Annotated in this window: 21 protein-coding genes; 9 read left to right on the plus strand and 12 right to left on the minus strand. The window is 45.0% G+C overall.

Translation table 11 applies throughout. The annotated features are described in order from the left end of the window. On the plus strand, positions 1 to 465 hold a 465-nt coding region (locus ACTXGK_RS14615), incomplete at its 5' end, for a hypothetical protein (protein ID WP_522909752.1). 218 nt (positions 466 to 683) lie between these two features. Here the strand turns inward: ACTXGK_RS14615 and purC are convergent. From purC to ACTXGK_RS14635, 4 genes are all read right to left on the minus strand, one after another. Next, positions 684 to 1,397 carry a phosphoribosylaminoimidazolesuccinocarboxamide synthase gene (gene purC / locus ACTXGK_RS14620; protein ID WP_057757995.1) on the minus strand — a complete coding sequence of 238 codons (714 nt, stop codon included), beginning with the start codon at positions 1,395 to 1,397 and terminating at the stop codon, positions 684 to 686. A 126-nt stretch (positions 1,398 to 1,523) separates the two neighbouring features. After that, positions 1,524 to 1,838, minus strand: a complete 315-nt coding sequence (locus tag ACTXGK_RS14625) for a hypothetical protein (protein ID WP_227674193.1) — start codon at positions 1,836 to 1,838, stop codon at positions 1,524 to 1,526. Positions 1,839 to 1,960: 122 nt separating this feature from the next. After that, a complete protein-coding gene (dapA, locus tag ACTXGK_RS14630) occupies positions 1,961 to 2,866 on the minus strand; it encodes a 4-hydroxy-tetrahydrodipicolinate synthase (RefSeq protein ID WP_201600809.1) in 906 nt (301 codons plus the stop codon). A gap of 662 nt (positions 2,867 to 3,528) precedes the next feature. After that, entirely contained in the window at positions 3,529 to 4,944 is a 1,416-nt protein-coding gene (locus ACTXGK_RS14635) for a Do family serine endopeptidase (RefSeq protein WP_443514868.1), read from the minus strand. Between the two features lie 875 nt (positions 4,945 to 5,819). Here ACTXGK_RS14635 and ACTXGK_RS14640 point away from each other — a divergent pair. Continuing rightward, positions 5,820 to 8,117 (plus strand): cation:proton antiporter, encoded by a 2,298-nt coding sequence (locus ACTXGK_RS14640; RefSeq protein WP_443514683.1) that lies wholly within the window; start codon positions 5,820 to 5,822, stop codon positions 8,115 to 8,117. Positions 8,118 to 8,272: 155 nt separating this feature from the next. On the opposite strand, the gene tmk is transcribed toward ACTXGK_RS14640, so the two are convergent. Next, entirely contained in the window at positions 8,273 to 8,905 is a 633-nt protein-coding gene (gene tmk / locus ACTXGK_RS14645) for a dTMP kinase (protein ID WP_443514869.1), read from the minus strand. A gap of 185 nt (positions 8,906 to 9,090) precedes the next feature. Next, positions 9,091 to 10,371, minus strand: a complete 1,281-nt coding sequence (gene mltG / locus ACTXGK_RS14650; RefSeq protein WP_443514684.1) for an endolytic transglycosylase MltG — start codon at positions 10,369 to 10,371, stop codon at positions 9,091 to 9,093. A gap of 170 nt (positions 10,372 to 10,541) precedes the next feature. Between mltG and ACTXGK_RS14655 the strand changes: the two genes are divergently transcribed. Beyond that, the gene (locus ACTXGK_RS14655; protein ID WP_443514685.1) at positions 10,542 to 11,306 is read left to right on the plus strand and encodes a DpnI domain-containing protein; all 765 of its coding nucleotides are present in this window, start codon (positions 10,542 to 10,544) and stop codon (positions 11,304 to 11,306) included. A gap of 155 nt (positions 11,307 to 11,461) precedes the next feature. Beyond that, positions 11,462 to 11,653, plus strand: a complete 192-nt coding sequence (locus ACTXGK_RS14660; RefSeq protein ID WP_443514686.1) for a DpnD/PcfM family protein — start codon at positions 11,462 to 11,464, stop codon at positions 11,651 to 11,653. A gap of 3 nt (positions 11,654 to 11,656) precedes the next feature. Here ACTXGK_RS14660 and ACTXGK_RS14665 read toward each other — a convergent pair whose 3' ends face one another. After that, a complete protein-coding gene (locus ACTXGK_RS14665; protein WP_443514687.1) occupies positions 11,657 to 12,634 on the minus strand; it encodes an aminotransferase class IV in 978 nt (325 codons plus the stop codon). A 12-nt stretch (positions 12,635 to 12,646) separates the two neighbouring features. Further along, a complete protein-coding gene (locus ACTXGK_RS14670; RefSeq protein WP_443514688.1) occupies positions 12,647 to 13,276 on the minus strand; it encodes a hypothetical protein in 630 nt (209 codons plus the stop codon). Positions 13,277 to 13,698: 422 nt separating this feature from the next. Here ACTXGK_RS14670 and aroE point away from each other — a divergent pair, with 422 nt between their 5' ends. Further along, positions 13,699 to 14,562: a shikimate dehydrogenase gene (gene aroE, locus ACTXGK_RS14675; RefSeq protein WP_443514689.1), complete on the plus strand. Its 864-nt coding sequence runs from the start codon at positions 13,699 to 13,701 to the stop codon at positions 14,560 to 14,562. A 36-nt stretch (positions 14,563 to 14,598) separates the two neighbouring features. On the opposite strand, the gene ACTXGK_RS14680 is transcribed toward aroE, so the two are convergent. Then, on the minus strand, positions 14,599 to 15,723 hold the full coding sequence (locus tag ACTXGK_RS14680) for an FUSC family protein (protein ID WP_443514690.1): 1,125 nt from the start codon (positions 15,721 to 15,723) through the stop codon (positions 14,599 to 14,601). Positions 15,724 to 16,116: 393 nt separating this feature from the next. Between ACTXGK_RS14680 and ACTXGK_RS14685 the strand changes: the two genes are divergently transcribed. Together ACTXGK_RS14685 and ACTXGK_RS14690 are read left to right on the plus strand one after the other, a co-directional pair. Next, positions 16,117 to 17,937 carry an acyl-CoA dehydrogenase C-terminal domain-containing protein gene (locus ACTXGK_RS14685; protein ID WP_371531658.1) on the plus strand — a complete coding sequence of 607 codons (1,821 nt, stop codon included), beginning with the start codon at positions 16,117 to 16,119 and terminating at the stop codon, positions 17,935 to 17,937. A 114-nt stretch (positions 17,938 to 18,051) separates the two neighbouring features. After that, a complete protein-coding gene (locus ACTXGK_RS14690) occupies positions 18,052 to 18,528 on the plus strand; it encodes a hypothetical protein (protein WP_443514691.1) in 477 nt (158 codons plus the stop codon). A 78-nt stretch (positions 18,529 to 18,606) separates the two neighbouring features. Here the strand turns inward: ACTXGK_RS14690 and ACTXGK_RS14695 are convergent, their stop codons facing one another. Continuing rightward, positions 18,607 to 18,981, minus strand: a complete 375-nt coding sequence (locus tag ACTXGK_RS14695; RefSeq protein WP_443514692.1) for a 5-carboxymethyl-2-hydroxymuconate Delta-isomerase — start codon at positions 18,979 to 18,981, stop codon at positions 18,607 to 18,609. 88 nt (positions 18,982 to 19,069) lie between these two features. After that, the gene (gene ybaK / locus ACTXGK_RS14700) at positions 19,070 to 19,558 is read right to left on the minus strand and encodes a Cys-tRNA(Pro) deacylase (RefSeq protein ID WP_443514693.1); all 489 of its coding nucleotides are present in this window, start codon (positions 19,556 to 19,558) and stop codon (positions 19,070 to 19,072) included. Between the two features lie 247 nt (positions 19,559 to 19,805). Here ybaK and plsB point away from each other — a divergent pair, with 247 nt between their 5' ends. Together plsB and ACTXGK_RS14710 are read left to right on the plus strand one after the other, a co-directional pair. Beyond that, positions 19,806 to 22,622: a glycerol-3-phosphate 1-O-acyltransferase PlsB gene (gene plsB, locus ACTXGK_RS14705; protein ID WP_443514694.1), complete on the plus strand. Its 2,817-nt coding sequence runs from the start codon at positions 19,806 to 19,808 to the stop codon at positions 22,620 to 22,622. A 352-nt stretch (positions 22,623 to 22,974) separates the two neighbouring features. Next, positions 22,975 to 24,015: a zinc-dependent alcohol dehydrogenase family protein gene (locus ACTXGK_RS14710; RefSeq protein WP_443514695.1), complete on the plus strand. Its 1,041-nt coding sequence runs from the start codon at positions 22,975 to 22,977 to the stop codon at positions 24,013 to 24,015. Between the two features lie 93 nt (positions 24,016 to 24,108). Here the strand turns inward: ACTXGK_RS14710 and dsdA are convergent, their stop codons facing one another. After that, a complete protein-coding gene (gene dsdA / locus ACTXGK_RS14715; protein WP_443514696.1) occupies positions 24,109 to 25,461 on the minus strand; it encodes a D-serine ammonia-lyase in 1,353 nt (450 codons plus the stop codon). Positions 25,462 to 25,496 lie beyond the last annotated feature (35 nt).

The following is a 25,496-nucleotide window of genomic DNA, read 5'->3' on the forward strand; positions in this document are numbered from 1 at the left end:
ATTGGTAAATCCTTAGCAGGGTTCACACTAGGTGAAAAATTGGAAAGCTTTTTGCCTTATGTCGATCAGAGTGTAGATGGAAATAAGGTTCCATGGACTGTTTATTTAGCTTTAGAAAATACAGGTGTATTACTGTACGAGATACAGAATAAAAACGGATATAGAATATATTTTTCGGATCCTAAGCTGGAATTTGTATTTAATAAGCAAGGAACTTTATGCATTATTATTGCTGGTGCTGGTTATCAAGGCGAAATCTTTGAAGGTGGTATTAAAATTGGCAGCCGTATCGGAGATATAGATCATGCGTTAGTTTTGGATGATACGGAAGATGTGCATTATCTAGCGGATGATAGAGAACGGTTCATTGAAGGAATATACTTCGTAGCTGGTGGCTTAGAGCTTGAAGAGAATCCTGACGCCATCATAGAAGAGGTGAGAGTTTATAATTACAACTTAATATAATAACTATTTTGGCCTAGATACCATCTTACTCAAAAATCTTGAGCTGCTAAAACAGTACACTATGAAGTACACTGCAATTATTTCGGTAACTCGAATCATTACTATCATTAGCCCACAGCTAAAGGTTAAAGTCCTCACTAGGGTACCAACATTAATATAATGCAATAAAAAACTGAGCACAAGGCTCAGTTTTTTATTGCATACTAAGTATCAGATACTTATTTTAATGGCACACCGATACGGTCAGCCACTTCCTCATAAGCTTCGATCACATCACCCAATGACTGACGGAAACGGTCTTTATCAAGTTTCTTCTTAGTATTCTTATCCCAGATACGGCAACCATCTGGTGAGAACTCATCACCTAATACGATACGGTCATGGAATACGCCAAATTCTAATTTAAAATCCACTAGGATTAAATCACCCGCATCAAACAATGCTTTTAATACATCGTTGACTTGATAGGTTAGCTCTTCCATCTTAGCCAATTGCTCTTTGGTCGCCCAGCCAAGAGACACAGAAAGTGATTCGTTCACCATCGGATCACCTAGCGCATCATCTTTATAAAACAGCTCATACGTTGGCGGCGTCAATGCCTGCCCTTCTTCTAAGCCCAAACGACGTACCAAACTACCAGCGGCAAAGTTACGCACCACGCACTCTACAGGAATCATATCCAAGCGCTTGACCAATACTTCGTCGTCAGACAATTGCTTTTCAAAATGCGTCTCGATGCCAGCATCAGACAATTTTTGCATGATAAAAGCATTAAAGCGGTTATTCACCACGCCTTTACGTGCCAATTGTTCGATACGCTTACCATCAAGCGCTGAGGTATCATCACGGAAGTGTAAAATCAGAAGATCATTGTCTTCTGTTTCATAGACAGATTTGGCCTTGCCTTTATACAGCAGTTGTTGCTTTTGCATTATAGGGGTTCCTGTTCGTTCAAGCTTATGTGGTAAAAACGCGCAGCGACCGCTGACTCTTATTACAATATCGATATTATTTTAATCAATAATCATAAAAATCGGCGGTACAAGTGAAGAAATAAATTAGTTTGAAGGGCTACTAACAGCACGCTGAGGCTTTGGCAGCTGATACTGATTACCTGACTCATTCTGTAGTTTAAGCGTGTTCGCGCCCACATTCGGTGTTGGGTACAAAGGCACGAAAGGCGCTGTTTCTTGAGCAGCTGGTAGTTCTATCGGTGCAAGCTTTTTGCTTTGTTGATAGTCTAAGCTGCCATTGTCGCGCTTTCCAAGCAAGCTCTTGGTCGCTTGGCAGCCGCTCAATACCAACGTACTACCCAAAACTAAGGTCAGCATTGCAGGAAGTAGTTTTGTCGTTTTTGATGATACTGTCATCATGTTGTCTCTCTGAGTTAGCAGTTATTGCTCATTTAGGCGATTGACTCATCATGATAAGTTGACTTGTTACTCGCTTGAATATTGATTGTCGAGTAACAAGTCTTAAATCGCTGAAAATCAAGTTATAGTATGTTTGCTCGAACCAACGCTTCATCAATAGTCGCATGATGCTGCTCTGCCAACCAAACGAGTGGTAAGCGAATACCTTTATCGATAATACCCATTTTATGTAGGGCGTATTTCGCTGGGATAGGGCTTGATTCGATAAATAAATCACGATGTAAATGCTTGACCACATCGTGGATTTTGTCAGCGGCTTCGAAATCACCACGCAAACCAGCAGCGAAAGTCTCGCTCATGGCTTTTGGCGCTACGTTGGCAGTCACTGAAATATTGCCTTTACCGCCTACTTTTAGTAGATCAAGCGCTGTGCCATCATCACCAGACAATACGACCATTCTGTCACCAACGGCTTTAATCAATTGCTCACCGCGACCAACAGAGCCTGTCGCATCTTTGATAGCAACGATATTATCGATATCGCACAAACGCTCAACCGTGTCTTGTGCAATATCAACGACCGTGCGACCCGGTACATTATAGAGCATCTGGGGAATATTGACGGCTTTAGCAATGGCTTGATAATGCTGAAATAAACCTTCTTGTGGCGGCTTATTGTAATAAGGAGCAACCAACAACGCACAATCTGCACCAGCATCTGCTGCATCTTGAGTCAGTTTAATCGCTTCCATGGTGTTATTAGCGCCAGTACCCGCAATAACTGGCACGCGACCTTTGACATGCTGGATAAAATAGCGAATGACATCGCTATGCTCTTGCATTGATAGGGTTGCCGACTCACCAGTGGTACCAACAGCAACGAGGCAATGCGTGCCCTGCTCTATCTGCCAGTCTATGAGGTCAGCCAGACGTTTATAATCAACTGTACCGTCAGGGTGCATGGGCGTTACCAAGGCTACCATTGAGCCTTGTAATCGGGTTTTGATCTCGTCGTATGCTGTGCTCATAACCGTGCCTTACTGTATTATCCTAGCTTTTATCAAAGCTGTCACATGATAGGTCGTTTGCAAGTGCCAAAAATTTATATGCGTCGATAAACGCTAATGGCCAATCCTTGCTTGATGTTAATGCTGAAATTTTATTTATTATCATAACGTTTACATTATAAATTACTGCGTATTCAAGTGAGTATTGACATTATCTATGCCAGTGACTGCGAATACCTGTTGCGCCATAAAATATAATAATAAAAACGCCTGCTAGTGTAGCATATTTTGATTTGACCGCTATCAATCAATTGATGCTGTAATCATAAATCAAAGGCCAAAAAGAGACTTTTGTATTACCAAAAACCATAGATATAAGCTCAGAACTCTATCAATAAACAAACGCTAAACTTAATAGCTAGTTTAACGTAATGAATCAGCACTGATAAGTCTTTTGATTAATGTTAACGAATCGTCAACACATCGATGGTGGGACAATATAATCGAAAAGGCAGGCCTCGCGTGCCAATACCGCTGCTGACGAATATTTAAATACATTATTTCCAGGCTGATGCAATATCTGTTTGCGTATCTCTTATAGCGAGCGGTATTTGTAATGGGCAATTATACTTTTCGATGTTCTTCGGTATGCTGCTCTCCAAATCACTTTCTTATGGTTTTATCTACTCAATACGCAGACCAATAATAGCGGGGATACCTTGGCGGATGACCTCTATGGTCACAACGCCTTTCTTTGGTAAAGAAGAGATCGCACCAGAGAAGTCTGTTACCTTTTTAATAGGCTTTTGGTGAAAGTTAGTGATGACATCACCTGCCAAAATTCCTGAGCGGGCAGCAAGTCCTGTCGGATCAACAGTGGTAACCAAAATACCGGTTTTATTATCTGCAGCGATTTCTGCTTGTTCATCCTCGGTTAAATCACGCAAGCGTAAGCCCAGTTGTACATCATTGCTCTGCTGATCCCCACTTTGGGCTCTGACATCATTAGGTGCATAAGCGAGCTTACCGCTAATGATCATCTGCTTACCATTACGCTGAATCTGTGCGCGGAATGGATCGCTTGGCTTTGCTCGATTAAGCAGATTCAATAAGTCGGATGCTCGCATGATTTGTACATTATTGTACTGCAAGATAATGTCACCAGGTTTTAGACCTGCTTTTTGTGCTGGCGAGTCTGGAGAAACGCGGGTCAGCAAAGCGCCTTGGGGTTTATCCAATTTATAAGCTTCTGCTAGATTACGGTCGATATCTTGGGGATAGATACCCAAGTACGCACGAGCGACTTCACCACTGGTCTTTAGTTGCTCATAGATATCCATAGCAGCGTCAATCGGGATAGAGAACGATAGTCCCATGTAGCCGCCCGTCCCGCTAAAGATACGCGAGTTGATACCAATCACTTCGCCGCGCTGATTAAATAGAGGACCACCTGAGTTACCAGGGTTCAGCGCCACGTCGGTTTGAATAAACGGCACACTGGTTTCGCGTGAGAAGCTGCGTGATTTGGCACTGACGATGCCAGCGGAGGCTGAATAGTCAAAACCAAATGGTGAACCAATGGCTAGTACAGGCTCCCCTACTTTTAAGCTGTTTGAGTCACCAATCGGTAGCGCGGGAAACTGAGTGCCTTCAACTTTTAGTACAGCCACATCTGAGCGCTCGTCACTACCAATCAAGGTTGCATCAAGCTCGGTTCTATCATTAAGTGTGACGGTGATTTTGTCAGCGCCCTCAATGACGTGATGATTGGTCAGCATGTAGCCGTCAGATGTGACAAAAAAGCCAGTACCATAAGCATGCTCTATCGCTGGCGTGACTGCTCGATCAGGAATGCGCACCCGATCGCCAAAAAACTGCCGCAACACTTCGGCCGTTTGCGCCTTAGCAAGCTCAGCCTCACTGACTGTCTTGGTGACGTTGACGCGTGCCACTGCTGGTGTCACTTGTTGAACTAGGCCAGAAAAATCAGCAGTGGTTACAGCCGCATGTGCATTGTTCATTGTGGTGACATTAATACTCGCCACCATCGCCGTACTCACAGCGAGTGCCAACGCACTGCGCTGTAACCAAAGTCGCATATCGACAGTGGTTTGTGCTTTAAACATATTGATAGGCATATTGTCCCCCATATAGATGGTCATTATTATTGTTGGTAATTAGCTGATGGTGATACTCGATAACGTCTTACCTGACGCACATAACCCCAATCGTTATTGGTCAGCGTTCTTATATTTGCTTATATCGTTATACTCATATTACACGATGGTATTCGTACTATGCATCGATTTCATATATGTTTTATCGCTAGGCTGATATAGTAACGATCATATCAGCCCCGTTTTTATACTTATTTAATCAAAATCAGGGTTGTTAGCTTTGGTAAATATAAACCCTTAGCGCTAATGCATCGTCTCTGACTGACGTCATATTATTGTCGTTTTGGCGGCGTGCATGACCAACGTAGCTACTGTATGATGAATAAAACGTTATCTTGTCATTATTTCCATAATGCAGGATAACCCAAGGCATGGTTATTTCATACTGACTTTGTACAATTTTGTGGCTGCGCACTGATATCGTGGCAGGCGCTATATACATGTATATGAATCAAACCATGTTATGATAGCAAGCAAAACAAATCATAAAACAAACAAAAGTCAATTAGTAAAAATACTATCGACTATTCGTTTATCAAGCTGTCTATCATCACCCTTGTTTTCCATCTTTTGCATTTCTAGACCCACATTATTCGTCTAGGACTGCTTTTGTCTTTGCTACTTTATAGTATATATATCATATCTAGCTCATGTTGTGATTCATGATGGCTATCAGTGCTATGACCCAGATAAGATAAGTAATGATAGCAACTTATTATGAAGTGAACGGTAGCGACTATCTTATGGCAGCTATTTGATAGATATAAAATATGACAAGATTACAAAAGGATTAATTTATGGATACCGCCCTATTGCTATCCGGCGTGGTTGGGATTGGCATTGCCGCCCAATGGCTGGCTTGGTATTTGAAGCAACCGTCCATTTTATTTTTATTATTGATTGGTATTATCGTCGGACCAGTACTGGGCGTATTTGACCCTGATTTGGTATTGGGCGAGTTAATGTTTCCCTTCATCTCATTGGGGGTCGCGATTATTCTATTTGAGGGCTCGCTAACCCTAGAATTCGATGAGATCAAACAACACGGTACCGTGGTTCAAATGCTGGTATCGGTTGGTGTGCTTATCACTATCGCTATCGTAGCACTATCGACTTATCTATTATTTGATGTCGATCCTTTGATTGCACTCCTGTTCGGTGCGCTGGTCTGCGTGACCGGTCCGACGGTCATTATGCCGCTGTTGCGTAGCGTGCGCCCCAATAAAACGATATCCAACATCCTAAAATGGGAAGGTATTATCATTGATCCAATCGGCGCAATCGCCGTGGTATTGGTCTATGAATATATCATCTCAGGCGGTGAAGCCAGTAGTATCTTACTATTTGCCAAGATTGTCGTATTGGCAACCGCACTTGGTATGGCAGGCGCTTGGTTGCTTGCCTTCCTCATGCGTCGTCATATGGTTCCTGAGTTTTTGCGCAATGTTTTTACCCTTGCATTCGTCTTGGTCTTGTTTTCGGTATCAAATCACTTGGAGCATGAATCAGGATTATTGACCGTGACCGTACTGGGTGTAGCTTTGGCAAACTGGCCAAAATTCCCACGCGAGACGATTTTGGAGTTCAATGAGTCTTTAACCGTCCTGCTGATCTCTGTCCTCTTTATTATTTTGGCGGCTCGTGTGGAGCTGGCAAGTTTATTGAGCGTAGGTTTTGCAGGTCTGGTGCTCCTTGCTATTGTCATGTTTGTGGCGCGCCCACTGTCGGTATGGGCGTCCTCTATCGGCTCCAACCTAAAAACCAATGAAAAGCTGATGATCAGCTGGATTGGCCCTCGCGGTATCGTCGCTGCTGCTATCTCATCCCTGTTTGCGATTCGTTTGCAAGAGTATGATATTCAGGGTGTTGAGCTGCTTGTACCACTGGTATTTATGGTCATCATTGGCACGGTGATGATTCAAGGTCTGGGTGCAAAGGTGGTCGGCAACTTGCTGGGCGTACGTGAGCCTGAGACCAACGGTATTCTTATCGTCGGCTCAAACCCGATTGCGCTACTCATCGCTACCTCTCTGAAAGAGCAAGGCTTCGACGTCATCGTCGCCCATAATAACTATACCAATATCGCGCGCGCACGCATGAGCGGACTGCGTACTTACTTTGGCAACCCAATCTCTGATCACGCTGATCACCATCTCGATCTGATCGGTATTGGGCGTTTGTTTGCCATGAGTATGGACAAAGAGATGAATACCTTGTCTGAGATTCATTATCGTCATGAATTTGGCGAGCGTAAGCTATACCGTCTCAAATTCAGTGATGAAAAAGTCAGAAGTGAGCGCGACGACAAGCAGTCCAATTTCCACTCACAGTGGCTATTTGGCAAAGATGTGACGTACACCAAGCTTGCTAGTATGCTGTCCAAAAAAGCCCGCATCAAAATCACCAACATCACTGACAGCTATAGCTTTGAGCAATATAAAGCGGATAACAAGCAGTTTGTGCCGCTCTATACCATAGACAAAGAAGGTAAGCTGCACGTCATTACTGATAAGTTCGACGGTACAGTGCCGCGTGATCGCAAGCTTATCTCACTGGTCGTGGATGATGAAGTACAGCCAAAACCAGTAGACGTAACACCAAAGCAAGAGCAAGCTCGAATGGTCGCCGATGCTAATTTTGAATCTAGCTCAAAAGCACCTGAAAAGCGTAAAGAAAAAGAGCTGAGCAGTGACAGCACTCAAAAAGTAGAACCAGAGACAACCACTGACATTGCTAAAAACGCTGAGAAAAGTACCGCGAGTGTGAATAGTGGCGTAGATAAGTCGCCTAATATTGCGCCAGTAGCGACGGGTGATAAAGCTGTAGCGCCAAAAGCCGTCTCAACTGATACGGCGAATAAAGGTGTGATGTCAGCAAACTCGACAGCGACCTCGAAAACCAAAACGTCTAGTAATAGTAATGGTAATGGCAACGCGCCTAAAAACAAAAAGGGAGCGCTTGATCCCAATCGCCTCCCTGACTCTGGTCAAGACAATGCTACTCATTCGACTGCCAACACTGACACTGACGCTTCTAGCGCGGTTGAGAAAGAAGCCGAGCAGAGTGAGCTGAATGACAAAAATAGTGATAAATAAACTCTGTCGTTATTTACTCGCTAACGTCATAATCGGTTAAATAACAAACTGTCATCAATAAAAAGCCCCAGCGACATGCTGGGGCTTTTTATTTTTATTACATCCGCTTGATTATTAAATCTACTTACAAGATAAAAATACTCGATCAAATATGATTATTTAACATCAAATCTGTCTACGACTGCCTGCAATATTCGCGCGCTCACTTCATCAGTACTGCCTGACGCATCGATACGCTGTATGCGCTCAGGATGCGAGCTTGCAAGTGTACTAAAACCAGTATGTACCCAAGTGAAGAAATCCATCGCTTGCTGCTCAAAGCGATCTGCTGCGCTGCGCTTATTGGCGCGAGCCATGCCTTCTGCTACTGGCAAATCAAGCCATAAAGTTAGCTCAGGTAACTGCGTCACAAACTGCTCGATCAGAGTCTCAATTTTGGTCAGCATCGCTTTATCACCATGTCCGCGTCCAAAACCCTGATACGCAATAGTAGAGTCCGTAAACCTATCACAAACGACCCATGTGCCGCGTTGTAGCGCAGGCAGGATGACTTGCTGCATATGATCACAGCGCGCCGCAAACAATAATAAAAGCTCTGTGTCATCCTCAATTTCAGTTGCAGGGTCTAGCAATATATCGCGCAGTCGCTCAGCAAACGGACTACCACCCGGCTCGCGAGTACGAAGGTATTGAATACCATTTTTCTCTAGTTGCAAGCAGAGCTGCTCAATCGCCGTGGTTTTCCCGACGCCTTCCGTTCCTTCAAAACTAATAAACCGTCCTACAATAGGTGCGTTTGTCGTTTGTGAAGCATTTGATTCCGGTAGAGTGGACGACGCTGTACTCGTCTGCGCGGATGGCGCGTTGGTCTGTATAGGTACTGACATGATATGACCTTATGTCATTGATGAGCGCTATCGTTAAACTATAGCGCTCAATAAACGATAAGTTTTATAAGAGATAAGAAGGTTATTTATTGCGGCGGTGTTTGAGATTTTTTCTCACGCATGACACTCAGATAGTCTTTTACCGCTTGATTGTGCTCAGCCAAGCTATTGGTAAATTTGTGTCCGCCGTTACCGGTTGCCACAAAGTAAAGGGCGTCGCTATCGGCAGGATGCAAGGTTGCTTCGATAGAAGCAGCAGATGGCAGCGCGATTGGCGTTGGCGGTAAGCCATCAATCTGATAGGTATTATAAGACGTTTTTTCATCGATGTCTTTGCGGCGGATATTGCCATCATAACGGCTACCCATACCATAAATGATGGTCGGATCGGTCTGCATACGCATGTTTTTAACCAGGCGATTTCTAAACACGGCAGAGACTAGCGGACGCTCTTCTGGTACGCTGGTTTCTTTTTCGATGATAGATGCCATTACTAGTGCTTCGTAAGGGCTATTATAAGGTAGGTCAGGCGCACGATTTTCCCACGCATCAGTCAGCGCTTTTTGCTGGCGTTTATATAGATCCGTGAGCACTTTTTTATCGCTCGTCCCTTCACCATAATAATAGGTATCGGGCGCAAACCACCCTTCAAGATTATGATTGACGATAGGATCACTGCTGTTGGTCACGCTGTCTGGCAATATACCAGCCAAATCTAACGCTTGTGCGATGCTGGCATTATCACTATCTGCAGTCAGCACTTCTTTTTCGATATTGTCATTATCACGCAGCACTTGATACAAATCTTTTGAGGTTTTGCCTTCGATGATCTGCACCTTTACCATGGCCGCTTTTGCGCCCTGCTCTAATATTTGCAGTGCCTCAGCAATGGTTGGGTTCTCAGGTAATTGATAGATACCTGCATGCAAAGGTGCATCGACTTGCGACTTGATATATAGCTTGGCTACGCTGGCCGAGAACAGCGGAATCTGATTTTGCCACTGTGGCAATAGGCCATAATACGTCTGACCTTGCTCAATCGTGACCATTTGCTGCGGCTGCTCGATACGACCAAATAAGGTCTGATATACCATAACTAAGAAAAACGCAGCAATGAGCCCTAGTACCAGCAATACCTGATAACCGCGCTGCATAAAAAACGAGGGATTGTTGACTTTATATTGACGCGGTTTGCTGTTGCCACTGATCAGCGAGACATTGGTTTCTGGCGTGTCTTCCACCCTATCTACCACTGGTTGCGCGTCCGGTAGCGTGGTGTCTACACGCTCCTCGACTGTGCCATCTTGCTTATTCGATGGCGACTCATTGGGACGTTCAGGTGGTGTATTGGGTGTGGGCTTGCTCATGGCAACTCGCGAGGCAGATGTTTGCTAGAATTTAGCACTGAACCGTACGATTTTCAATGGTATTTGCTTAGCTTATGCATTAACTTGGTCTATACACTGATTTATATGGCTCAATATTCCCACCTTTTACTGGTATTTTTATCACTGTCCATCGATGCTGACACTCTATTATGAATCTACATTTTGATCAAAGACTTGCCAAAAACTATCGCTCTAAATCACAGATTATTCGTGTTCTCAGTGAAGCATGGGTGACGAAAAATAGTTACTGCCCTAATTGTAGCGAGCAGCCTTTGACTGAATTTGCTAATGGCCAGCCGGTTGCTGATTTTTATTGCGCGCATTGTCATGAGCAATATGAGCTAAAAAGTAAAAAAGCCAAACTCAGCAACATCGTTAATGATGGCACTTATAAGACGATGATTGAGCGTATCAATAGTAAGAATAATCCCAGTTTTTTCTTTTTGACCTACTCAAAAGAATACACCGTTAATAATTTTCTGATTATTCCCAAGCAGTTTTTTACGCCCGATATTATTGTTAAGCGTAAACCCTTATCAGTGACGGCAAAACGAGCAGGTTGGGTTGGTTGTAATATTGACTTACGCCAAGTACCCGAATCAGGCAAAGTATTTTTGGTCAAAAACCAACAAGTTATACCGCGTGAAAATGTCACCCAACAGTTCCAAAAGACTTTGTTTTTACGCAAGCAATCTATGGCTTCACGCGGTTGGACACTCGATGTCTGGCAGTGTATTGACCGTCTCGATGTCAGTTTTTCTCTCAATCAAGTTTATGCTTTTACTAGTGAGTTGCAGCTCAAACATCCTGAAAACAACCATGTAAAAGATAAAATTCGCCAACAATTACAAGTATTACGAGATAAAGGCATGATTGAATTTATAAGCCGTAGTCATTATCGAAAGTTATACTAGTCGCTTCTCTTTTTAACCTGCACGATATAAAAATTCTTGATCGATTTGCGTTATGACACAAGTCTGCGTAACAAAAGACGATCACTTCTTTTGAGTCCTTTTGCTAATCTAGCCAGCATAGATAACGAAAGTAGTTTTCAATATTGAGATTCACTATGATAAGAACAAATGAAAAAGTGTCACAGACCTTTCAAATTGAAATTGTCGAAACACTAAGCAATATCGTGGAGGTCATCGCAGAAGATAAGCAAAGTGCGCTTTTGAAAGCGCAAGAGATGTATAGAAATGAGCAAGTGGTGTTATATCCAGATGATTTTATTGATACCAAATTTGTCGTTTTTCAATAACAACTAAACGAATTCAAAATCTACAATATCACCTAACAATAGCGTCAAACTACTCATGGGCATGATGCCGCGCAGCGCATTACAAAAGAATAACCGCGTCAACCTAGGCAAGTCCTCATCTGATAACGACCGTATCACCACTGGGTACTCTGTCGTGGACAAAGCATCAATAATCACCTGCCGCATCACACCAGCAACGCCCGATTGATCCATAGAAGGGGTGTACCATTGACCTGTTGTTAGATAATTCTCAGGATTGTTATCAACATCTTCGTATACACTAGAGCGCGGTTCAGATTCGGATAAAGGCTCATCTGCTAACTGATAGAACACATTGCTCATCGTACCTTCAACCCAGTGACCACTCATATCACGTAGCAGCCCCTCACTAAAGCTCTTTGCAAATTTAGAGGCCAATGGTTCAGCTTTTATGCGCTGTAGCTCGCCACTGGCAAGGACATTATCTAGGCGGCTCAAGCTTTTGAGTCCTGCCAGCGGCGGCGGCAGACAGGCAATCTGTGAAGATAAGCATATCGCTGAGGCATTCGGCTGCATCGGTACTAGATTACCATCAGGTAATGACAGTTGCACAGCCGTGGAGATTCTCATAACAGTCGGTTTTAGCCAGACCTCACAAGCGCTTCCTGATTCACTTGGTACATAGCCATAACCGCGAAAGTCTTGTGCGGCGCGAGTCAACACGAGCTTGAGCATGCCCTGCTCTAGCTGCTGGGCATACATTTTTAATACTGCCAGTAGTTCCTCGCAGTCTATATCTAACTGCAAGGCGTCAGCGTGGGAGATGAGCCGCTGATGATGATAATCTACCCATAGTATGAGCCCGTCCAGCACACCCATGGTCGTAAAAAACCCATCCGCATAGGCCAATCCGCGGTTGTCTGGCGACAGTGTCACCGCTTCGCTGGTTGCCGTATCGTCTTGTGGATATAGGCAGACCCACCGGTTAGGCAGTGACTTCATATCTAGCATCACTTAGCTATTGTCTGTTTGGGCAGCGGATTTATTGATGACTAGCATGCAGCTATAAAACTCACATTTTGCCAGTTCTACTTTTTGTCCGCCAATGACTCTGTTTTTGATGATTTGGTTACTGAGCATATCAGCGACCATTTTGCCGCCTTCATCACCCATCAGTCGGCGCGATAGTTGGTAGGCTTTTTTGGCATGGTCTTGGCTCAACTCTTTTTCTTTATCAGAATCGGTCGGATTGGCATAATACCAGCCAAGCTCAAGGTATTTTTCGGAGTCGATAATATCTAGATAAGGCGCGTCCGTCTTCATAAAGCGATATTTGGTGGCAGGATTACTGGCATAGTCTAGGCTATTTTCATCCGTACTTACTACTTTACCAAATGCTGACTTGATATCATCTAACTCATCGGTGCTAAGCGGCTCTACCTTGTCAGCGCCCCATGCCGAGACATCGTATTTTACTGGTGTACCTTGTTGGGCGGTCGCGCCATCTAGATCAGGATTATCTACAGCGCTATCCTGTACAGGGGTATCCGTCACAGTCTGCTCGCTACTCTCAGCGTTTGTCTCTGGATTTTGAGCATCCTCTTTGGTGCTATCACAGCCGCCAAGCGTCACACTAACTGCCATTATCGTACCGACTAGAAGAGTCTGAAGGTTATGATTCCACATGGATAATTTACTCACACTTTTAGATTGATCTTAAAAGAATATTAACGAGCTGGCCCAGAAGCCACCGATAACAAAGGGTTTTTTAATAAAAAATGTATTTAATAAAAGTTATAACCTAACAGCCATTAGAGCATATTATACTAATTAACATATAATCGATAGTTTACCCAACTGCTCGGCGCTTGACTACCTTTTAGGTTACGCATAACGCTCCCAGAGGATACATATTTGTTAAAGATATCACTCATCAAACCCTACCCTATACAAGGCTTATGAAGTGAGCCATTGGTTTGTCAATCCTCATTTTATCGCTTATGATAAATGGCCATAAGCGATGCATTTTTGATGATGTCTTGCCTCTTTTAGCCAATGGACCCTTTATGACCCAACACTTCATCGTTATTGGCAACCCGATTGCCCACAGCAAATCCCCTGAAATTCATGAGCAATTTGCATTACAAGCGGATACTGATATTCGCTACCAGCGCCAGTACTGTCCTGACGATGCTGCCAGTTTTACGGCGGTCATTGAGGCGTTTTTTCATGGTGGTGGTGTGGGTGCTAACGTGACCGTACCTTTTAAGCAAGTCGCTTATGACTGCTGTGCGGCGCGCGGCGGCTTATCAGAACATGCCAAAACAGCAGGCGCGGTCAATACCCTTATGATAAATAAGGCGCTACTACAACAAGGCGCGTCGATAAAAGAGGCCATATACGGCGATAATACGGATGGACAAGGGCTCGTCAATCACATAACGAGCTTAGGTTGGCCACTGGACGGTGCTCGCGTTGCCCTTATTGGCGCAGGCGGCGCGGCACGCGGTGTCATACTACCGCTGATTCAAGCAGGTATTGGCTCACTGACTATCGCCAATCGCACAGTGAGTAAAGCAGCAGATTTGGTGGACGAGCTGAGTGCAGCAAGCTCAGTCATTGCAGAGCAGCATATTCAGACCTGTGTCACTGGTGACTTGAGCGGCGACTTTGATATTATTATAAATGCCACCTCCATCGGCTTATCAGGCGATACACTGCCGCTGGATGATAATCTACATTGCCAATACGCTTATGACATGATGTATGGGCGCGACCTACCCTTTTTGCAGCATTTCGCAGCGCGTGATGCCAAAACGTCTGAAGGTTACGGCATGCTCATCGGACAAGCAGCATTAAGTTTTGAGCGCTGGACTGATCATACGATCGATGTCGCAAAAGCGACAGCCGCCTTGAGTCAAAATGCTTAATGGAACTCTTAATAAGCAGCATTAAACTGCTGCTTTTTATTCACTAAAGCGCAGCAGCAGCCAGTTCTCCAAACGCCGCAGTGGTACACGCAATCGTGTAGAATGGATGGCCAAACCACCGCTCAGACCAATCACACAACCGAGTGCCGTATCAATCATGCGCGTATGGATAACATCTCCTGCCACTGGCGGCACCGGCATCGTGCTGCCATACTCCGCGATAAATATCGTCAACGGCGTAATAAAAATCACCGCCAGCCCATAATGCCGGTCGACAAACGACTCTATCAATAACATCATTGATAATATAGCCACGGCGACACCCCACATCGATAGTCCCCAAGACAGCATCCAACTTGCAACCACCATACCAACCAACGTACCCAATATGCGATGCAATTGCTTGATCCACATGGTTCGTAGCTGTATGCCTTGAATAATGATAAAGCAGCTCATGGCGACCCAATATGGATAAGGCATGTCTAACAAAACTGCTATTACCAACGCCAGACTAATGAAACTTACGACAATGAGGCTATCACTGATCATATCTGGCTCATAATGATAACTAGGCGCAGGGGCAATAGGACGTGTGGCGAGCAAAAACAGTGTATACAGTAGCGCCAGCAACATCGAAGACCCGCTGCCTAATAACACAAGCCCTATCGCTGAGAGCACTCGATCTAACGGGACAGGAATAAACAGCGCGATTGCCCCAGCCATTAACACAAACAACCCTGCTGGTGGTGGTTGCTTATAATAACGACCCAACATCACCACGCTAAGCGCAACAAGCATAAAGACAGGCAGCCTGAGTATAGGCAATTGCTGCGCCATCAAACCCAGCGCAAAGCTGAGTATCATGGCAAACCCCCAAGCCATCACTGTCACCAATCGATAAGGTAATCCGCCCACCAATGGCAGGTTTAAAATAATCATTGACCCCAGCGACGCTTTGATCCCAGCAGATAAGTCTCCAAAGTAAGCGCCCACAAATACTGGAAAACTGATCGCAATCGCAGCAACAATAGGCATATGCCATGGCCTTCGACTACGATTGACTGTCAGTAAATGCCCAAGCTCACCGTCAATGAGCAACTTAATGCGCATCAAGAATGTGGTCAACCAAGAGGATTGTTTGTGAGATTTTGAGTCGCTCATAGATGGCCTTCCTTATTTATTATCTCTATTACTCTTCGGTCTTCTACTTATCATCAATCATTTATAGCAGATGATTTTTGAGCACATCCAGCACATATACCAGCCACTTCATAAAACTAAAATTGATTAATTAAAATAAAAGTCATGAATAATAGTTATGAATTGTATATTTATTGGCCTATAAGATTTATAATCATATCAACGCAATAATAGCTGACGCTCAACAAGGACGTTATAAAGCCCTTCACAATGGACTCGCTGCTTATTACTAGCACTCATAACAACAGATATAGTATCTATCTCGATTAAAATAATGACACATCGCTGACATGACTTTTGACTCAAATACTGCGTCGCAAGTCCATGATAGTGAACCAACCAAAGAGAGCGATTATGTTAACTTACAAAGCACCTTTACGTGACATCAAATTTTTGATTAATGATGTATTTGATTACCAAACGCATTATAAGAGCCTAGACAATGGCGAAAATGCGGATCCTGAAACGATTGACATGATCCTACAAGGCATGGCTGACTTTTCTGAAAACGTCCTGGCTCCTATCTATCAATCAGGCGATGAAGAAGGCTGTCATTTTGAAAATGGCGAAGTCACCACGCCAAAAGGCTTTAAAGAAGCTTACAACCAATTTGTAGAAGGCGGCTGGCAAGGTATCTCATATCCTGAAGAATACGGCGGGATGAACTTACCGACGTCAATCAACCTAATCAAAGCTGAAATGATCGGTACTGCTAACTGGCCATGGGCGATGTACTCTGGCCTATCAACCGGTTGTATCAACACGCTACTCCAATACGGTACGGATGAGCAAAAAGCCCTTTATCTACCGAAGTTGGTCGAAGGCTCGTGGGCAGGTACGATGTGTTTGACCGAGCCACAGTGTGGTACGGATTTGGGCCAAGTAAAATCAAAAGCCATCCCGCAGGATGACGGTACCTATAAAATCAGTGGTACCAAAATCTTTATCTCAAGCGGTGAGCATGATTTAACAGACAATATTATTCATATTGTCTTGGCACGTCTACCCAATGCCCCAGAAGGGACACGCGGTATCTCGCTATTCATCGTACCAAAGTTCACGCCGAATGCTGAAGGCGAATCTGGCGAGCGCAATGCTGTTGTTTGCGGTTCAATCGAGCACAAAATGGGTATCAGTGCCTCTTCTACCTGTGTGTTGAACTTTGATGGTGCTACTGGCTACTTAATTGGCGAACCGCACAAAGGCCTAAAAGCGATGTTCACCTTTATGAACACTGCTCGTATCGGCACTGGTATCCAAGGTCTGGCGCACACTGAGCTGTCTTTCCAAAACGCGCTACCGTATGCCAAAGAACGTCGTTCTATGCGTACGCTATCTGGCACTAAAGATCCTGAAAAAGTAGCTGATGCCATCATTCACCATGCTGACGTACGCCGTATGCTATTGACGCAAAAAGCCTTTGCTGAAGGCGGCCGCTCAATGATTTATCACTCAGCGCGCTATGCCGACAAAATGGCACAGGGTATCGTCAATGGTGATGATGAAGAGTTCGAAAAATGGGATGACAAGCTAGGTTTCTACACGCCAATCCTAAAAGGTTTCTTGACTGAGCTAGGTATTGAAGCGGCCAAACACGGTCAGCAAATCTATGGTGGTCACGGCTATATCAAAGAATGGGGCATGGAGCTGATCGCTCGTGATGCACGTATCGCAACCATGTACGAAGGTACGACTGGCGTACAGGCATTGGATCTATTAGGCCGTAAGGTTATCTTGCAATCTAAAGGTAAAATCATCCGTGACTATACCTCAAGCATCATGAAATGGTGCGGCGAGTATGCCCTTGATAAAGATATGCGTAAATTCGTTTGGGCACTCACCAAGCTGTGCGCTGAATGGAACACCTTGACAGTACGCTTGATGCTAATGGCTCGTAAAGACCGTGAAATCATCTCAGCAGCATCAGATGACTTCTTGATGTACTCAGGTTACGTCATGATGGGCTACCACTGGGCACGTATGGCAGCAGTCGCTTATGACAAGCTTGAAAATGGCGGCACAGAAGCACCAGAGTTCTACAAAGCGAAAATTCAAACAGCTGAATTCTACTTTGACAAGCTGCTACCACGTACCTCGGGACATGCTGAAGCCATGGTCGCACCAAGCAATAGCATGACAGAGATGGACATCGAAAACTTTGCTTTTCTAGACTAACACTGTATTCATAATCCACAAAAAAGCGCCTAACATTTAGGCGCTTTTTTGTGTTTAACTGACCGTATTATGATTAAAGACTATCAAAAACAACCTGTAATTTAGGAGCACGTGATGATTCTACCTAATGATAAAAACGCGTCTTTAGCTGCTCGATATATGCGAGCCTTGGTCATTAGTGCCACGCTCGTCAGTATTGGCATCAGCAGTGCAGTTGCCAAAAGTAGCGATAGTACTCTGCATTTTGCAAAGGGCGCCATCACTAGCGTCGTCACTGGCAAGTTAAACACCCATGAAAATGAGCATTGGTATCGTTTCGATGCTGCAAGTCAGCAATATGCCGTGATCAATATTTCGCCACTTGCAGGCACGCCCGAGACTGCTAATGTCGGTGTGTTGCACATGCCGAATGGTACCCAAGATGGCACCAAAGGCGGTATCATTTATCAAGGCTGCTTGCCTACAACGGGAAAATACCGTTTGCGTATCGCACGTAACCTGATGGCAACGCAAGGCAAAACGGCTGGCTATAAAGTTGAGGTCATGATACTACCGAAGTATGCCAGTGAATCCTTATGCAAGCCCGCTTAACCATCGATCTCTAACGCCTTCAAACGAAAGCCTTCAAACTAGAATAAGTCGCTTTGGAAGAGGTTAAAGCGTTTAACATTAACTACCCAGCATCTTCTTATGATAGACCGCACTAATCTCTTCGACTTCTACGCATATTTGCAGTGCCGCGCGACCTGACTGCTCGTCTCCGATCGTTTCTTCGATTGTAGCGATCAGTAGCTCAGCCAGCTGATTACGAGTCTCTATATCGCGGCCGCTCATCAGTTTTAGATTGGCATAGATAAAGCCGTTCGCTTGCTCATCATCTTCCACACCCACCAAAAACGTCTCAATAGGTAAGATACGTGTTTTGATTTCAGCAGGCTGTTTAAACAGCCCACTGTCCCATAGTGCTTTGTTTAGCGACTTTAGCAATGATTCTTCGTGAGGGATACTGACGTTAGGCGTGGCTTGAATGGTTAAATGCGGCATGAGTATGTCCTTAAATATAAAAAGTAATAGATGATCTGGCTGGTAAGTTTACGCGGTATCTCTCGCCACCGTAAAACCTTTATGCCTATTATTCATCAGTAATCGCACTAAAATGTGCATCAAGTGTGTTGGCTAATTGCGCTGCTGGCAACTCAATCTCTAAGCCGCGACGACCGCCACTGACATAGACCGTTGTCTGATCTTTCGCACTGCTATCTATGACTGTTTTTAAGCGCTTTTTTTGACCCAATGGACTGACGCCGCCCAACACATAGCCGGTACTACGCTCTACTTGCTTGGGATCCGCCATTTGTACTTTTTTGCAAGACAGCAATTTATTCGCGGATAATGCTTTGGCCATTTTTTTAAAATTGAGGGTTTTATCTACTGGCAATATCGCAACCGCAAGGTCGCCAGTATCGGTCGACACCACCAAAGTTTTGAAAACTTGCGTTACTGCTACGCCAAGCTTTTCTGCGGCTTCTAAACCAAAAGAGGCCGCATGACTGTCATGAGTGTATTCGTGTATGCGGTAATCAAGACCGCGTTTTTTGGCAAGATCGATAGCTGGTGTCATAATATTTCGGCTTAATAAAATAGAACTAAAGAATGAGGGTCATACGGATTAGATAGACATGGCATCAATATATTATTACGCCAAATATCGTAACTTTCAAATACTTGACCGTTTTATATCATTGCTCGCTTACTAGTGAGTAACCCAATAGTATTAATATTAGCAGTATATACAGACACTATATATCGCTTTGGTGGCTTTTATGGCATCATAAGCGCAACATATTTGACTATTTTTGATACTGATTATGATACCGAAGTTCCTAAAAAAACGGATTTTTAAAGCGCCAGTCAGCACTGACCGCACTTCTGAAACTGACGCGGGTCCAATCGTCACCAAGCCATATTCCAATGCTCCGATCAATCAGCTATATCGTAAGCTATCGGGGCAGCTACTCGACGTTGCTGTCAAACCGAAACTACTGGGTGAATTGCCTGATTTTGATAGCGACGATCAAGTACTCAGGTTTTATGTGCTACAGGATTATTCTCGCTCCAACAGTATTTTGATCGATTTGCAGACGCAAGAGCATAACTTGCCGCCTGCATTGGTTGGGGTCAATGACGCGGCTCACAATATCAAAGAAAACGCAGCCATCATATTTTTGAATCACCCAAGTGCCAAAGATAATCAGTTGTCTCCACGCCTTTCTCGTCTAGTGTCTGCGGTATTGCAATATCCAGAGCTAAAGGTGCGCCTAGTACCCGTATCTATCCTGTGGGGACGCGCCCCGGAAAAAGAAGACTCTTTATTTAAACTGTTAACTGCTGACAATTGGCAAGACCCGAGTATCAGCAAGCAGTTATTTAATATCGGCGTGATGGGCCGTGATACCTTTGTACAATTCCACCCACCCCAAGATTTGCGTACCATCATAAACGACAGTCTCAAAGGTGAAAGCGCGGGTCCTAACGTTTTTGATTCGGTTGCGGGTCCTAGCGTTTTTGATTCGGTTTCTGAGAATTCAGGTGCTAAAAACTCAACTGCTTTAGACTCACAAGATACTGAATCAGCAACGACGGATAATGATGTCAAAACTGATGCTGAAAAATCACCCAGCTATACATTAGTGGCGGCCGCTGATGGTAATCGTGAACTCGTGCGGATGCTACAGCAGCAACTGACGATTTATTTAGACAAACAGCGCGCCAGTATGCTGGGCCCTGATTTGTCAGATAGACGCAATCTGGTTGACAAACTGGTCTACTCGCCAGCGATTAAGCACGCAATAGAGCTGGAAGCTGCCGAAAAAGGCACCAGCGTACGCGACGCTCGTAGTCAGGCACGAGGCTATGCCAACGAGATGGTCAATGACTATTCTCATTCCATTATTCGTGGGTTTTATAAGTTTCTAACGTGGTTATGGACGCAATTATATGATGGTGTCGAAGTCCATCATTTTGAGCGTGTGCGCGATCTGGCAACCGATTACGAACTGATTTATGTGCCGTGCCATCGCAGTCATGTCGATTATCTATTGCTGTCTTATGTCATCTACAAGCGCGGCTTGAGCATTCCTTACATTGCGGCAGGCGATAATTTAGATGTGCCTGTATTGGGGCCGCTATTGCGCGGCGCTGTCGCTTTTTATATTCGTCGTAGCTTCCGCGGCAATGCCCTTTATACTGCTGTACTGCGTGAATATATGCACACCCTTATCACGCGCAACACGCCGATTGAGTACTTCATTGAAGGTGGTCGCTCACGCTCAGGTCGCCTGCTACCGCCTAAGATGGGTATGCTGGCGATGACTGTACATAGCCAATTGCGCCAAACCAATAAGCCGGTGGTGTTCATTCCAACCTATATTGGTTATGAGCGTATTATGGAAGGCGGCACTTATATCGGTGAGTTGAAAGGCAAACCAAAAGAGTCAGAATCTTTGATTGGGCTACTCAAGGTTGGTCGTAAAATTGAGCGTATTTTTGGTAATGTACATCTGAGTTTTGGTACACCGCTGCATCTTAGCGATTTTATGACAAAGTTCGATGTTCCAGCCAACAGCTTGCCCTCTGATCGCACCGACTCCCCACTCGATGAAAAAGCCAGTGCCATGGTCGATAACATCGGTGTAAAAGTCATGCAGCACATCAACAAAGCTGCCGTGATAACGCCTGTGTCGCTGCTATCATTAGTCCTACTATCCGCACCAAAAGCGGCACTGGATGAAAACAGTTGCCGTGAGCAAATCGCTTTATACCAAGGCCTTGCGCAGCAGCTTCCTTATGCAGATGACACTGTCATCACGGATATGACGCCGCAAGAAATCATTGATTATGGTATCAAGCTAAAACTGATAGAGCGTACGCCGCACATCTTGGGCGATATCATTCAGGTCGCTGGTAAGCAAGCGGCATTGCTCAGCTACTTCCGCAATAATATTCTACACGTCTTTATCTTGCTGTCTTTTTTATCAGCACTAGTGGCACGTAACGGACGTATCAAACGCAGTCGCCTAGATAGTATCGCTGAGCAGTTATACCCGTTCTTGCAGGGTGAGCTGTTCTTATACTACCCAGCGCATGGTTTGGCTGAGACGCTCAATAAAAAAGTCGATAGCTTACTGTCTCATGGGTTGATCGTTGAGTTGGGTGATGACACGCTTAGTGTTCCTGAATCTAATAGCAAGTGCTATCAACAGCTACAAGTGCTGGCGACACCCGTTGGACAAAGCCTTGAGCGTTATTTTATGACGCTTGCCCTACTCGCTCAGCAGGGTTCTGGTAATTTGACCGAAAGCGAGGTCGTTGACCTGTGCCATCTGCTTGGCCAGCGCTTGTCTGTACTGTATGCGGATGATATTCCTGACTTCTTTGATCGCGCATTGTTTACTAGCTTTATCAGCGCTTTGACTCGTCTCGACTATCTACAAAAAGATGATGAAACGAGTATATTGACCTTTGACCACCGTATCAATGACATCGCCAGTCATGCCAAATATGTGCTGACGCCTGATATGATGCAAATCTTGCAGCAAGTCGCCAGTTTAAACGAAGAAGAAATCACTCATGCGATTACTGAGATTAGTAATAAAAAACAGCGTAAATTTGGGCGTAAGCGTTAATTATTAGTTGTTTCTCATGAATTTTAAACAACTAAGCCATAAAAAAGACCGCTAATGATTAGCGGTCTTTTTTTCGTTGGTTTCTTCCATCGATAACGTCAGCATACAAAATGCAATGTACTAACGAGCAAAATTACATACAATTGTAGTCAGTCTCAACAAAAGTAGTTACAATTATTAGCCAAGTATCTTTGATCAACTACTTTTATGAAGCAGTGCGTCATTCGAAAATCATGATATTGACTACCGTATATTGATAATGGACAGGCAGAAAAATCGTGTAGTTGCTGATACTGTTTGGCTTATCTAAGTAGAATAAATGCCATGCCTTGTTATAGAAAAGAGAGGGTTTATGAAAGCGGTTGTTTATGAAAATTTTAGTGCCACACCCAAACTGATGCAGGTGGCAGATCCCACGCCACAAGTCGATGATGTGGTAATCAAGGTGGAAGCGACTGGCGTGTGCCGTAGTGACTGGCATAGCTGGATGGGACATGACCCTGATATCGAGCTGCCACATGTACCCGGTCACGAGTTTGCTGGTGTCATTGCCGAAGTTGGCCGTAATGTCACGCGATTTAAGGTAGGGGATCGCGTCACAGTGCCGTTTGTGAGTGGCTGCGGTAGCTGTCATGAGTGCCATTCTGGTAATCATCAAGTGTGCGGTAACCAAACCCAACCGGGCTTCACCGATTGGGGCTCATTCGCAGAGTACGTGGTGATCCATCATGCCGATGTCAACCTAGTCCATCTGCCTGAAACCATCGACTTTACCACCGCCGCTAGCCTTGGTTGCCGTTTTGTCACCTCATTTCGAGCGGTGGTAGATCAAGGGAAAGTCGGCGCGGGTCAATGGGTCGCGGTACACGGCTGTGGCGGCGTTGGCCTGTCTGCCATTATGATTGCCAATAGTCTGGGTGCCAATGTAATTGCGGTAGATATCGCCGATGACAAACTAGCACTGGCCAAAGCGTTAGGCGCTTATGCCACCATCAATGCCAATACCGTGGCGAGTGTACCCGAAGCAATTTTGGAGCTGACCAAAGGCGGGGCGCACGTATCTTTAGACGCGCTGGGTCATCCGACTACTTGTATCAACTCGATTAAAAGTCTAAAAAAACGGGGTAAGCATGTCCAAGTTGGCCTACTATTAGCTGAGCAAGCGACACCGCCCATCCCAATGGACCGAGTCATTGCCAATGAATTAGAAATCATTGGCAGCCACGGTATGCAGGCGTTTCGTTATGATGCCATGCTACCGATGATTGCCACAGGCAAGCTTGCACCCGAAAAGCTATTGGGCCGCGAAATCAGCTTAGCAGAGTCCATCGAGGCGCTGATGTCGATGGAGCACAATACTGTACCTGGGGTGACGGTAGTGACCAGCTTTTAGGCGGCTACTATTCAATGATTTGCAAAGAAAGTCTGCTATTTTTTTAAAGAATAAATGCATTGCGTCTCAGCTTTTGTGCTTATTTAAAAGATCTTATAGCAGGTTTTTCCCCTTTTGATAGTAATTAAGGTGCTCTTCACCGGGCACCATATTACCGCCCGTTGCCCAAACGATATGCGTCGCTTGATCTAGTTTGTCAGTTAATCCGTGGCGCCCTAGGTATGCTTTGCCTTCGGTGAGGACTTTGGAAATACCAGGCACACCTGCCAATGCGGAAGGCTCAAGATCGATCCCCTCACTGTCATGCATCAAGGCCAGCAAACGGTATAAATCGTCATCCGCCATCGTGTAGATACCGCTGAGTAGTGGTTCCATCACCTGACCGACAAAGGCGGATGGGCGACCAACTGCAAGACCATCGGCACAGGTTTTGTTATCGATGCCAAAGTCCTGCACGCTTATGCCATCATGCAAGCCCGTATACATGCCTACCAACATGGCGGGAGAATGCGTCGGCTCGGCAAAAAAGCAATGCACATTGTCCCCAAAAATTTGCTTTAAACCAAAGGCCACGCCGCCCGGGCCACCACCAACGCCGCACGGCAGGTAAACGAACAGCGGCTGCTCATCATTGACCTGAATACCTTGATCGTCCAGTTGTTGTTTTAGTCGTTCAGCGGCGACACTATAACCAAGGAATAGGTCTTGGGAGTTTTCATCATCGATAAAGTGACAGCGCAGTTTTTGCTCAGCCTCTGCTCGCCCTTGCTCAACCGCTTTGCTATAGTCATCTTGATGCTCGACAACGCGGACGCCCTTATCGCGCAGCAAGTCTTTTTTCCATTGACGGGCATCCGCAGACATGTGCACGGTCACTTGAAAACCAAGCTGCGCGCCCATGATGCCGATACTCAAACCAAGATTGCCCGTTGAGCCGACCACGATACTGTGCGTGGCAAAGACCGCCTTGCAGGCAGCGCTATCGAGTGTTTGGTAGTTGTCTTCTAGGGTTAATAGACCCGAGTCCATCGCGACTGATTCTGCATATTTCAGTACTTCATAGACACCGCCGCGCGCCTTAATCGAGCCTGAAATAGGCAGGTGGCTGTCGCATTTTAGCAGTAAGCGCCCAAACATCGGATGACCATAAAAGGTTTGTAGCGCTTGCTGCATGTTTGGGATATCGATCAATGGCGATTCGATGACGCCATCGCTTGCCGCCGTCTCAGGAAATACGGTGGCAATATAGGGAGCAAACCGCTGCAAACGATTAGCGGCGTCCGCGATCTCCTTTGGGCCAAGCGGTAAAGTGTGGGCCACTTCTGCAAAGGACTGCCACTTGGGGTTAAACCAGCATAGCGGTTTGGTCCTTGTGATAGTATTTAGTAGCGGGTGGGTGTGATATAACTGCTCTATGGTTTCTTGCTGGGATGCTTTAATCGTCATAAATCACGCTCGTATGAAATGTTTTACTATCAATA

It is taken from the genome of Psychrobacter sp. T6-5 (assembly GCF_052258485.2).
GTDB lineage: Bacteria > Pseudomonadota > Gammaproteobacteria > Pseudomonadales > Moraxellaceae > Psychrobacter.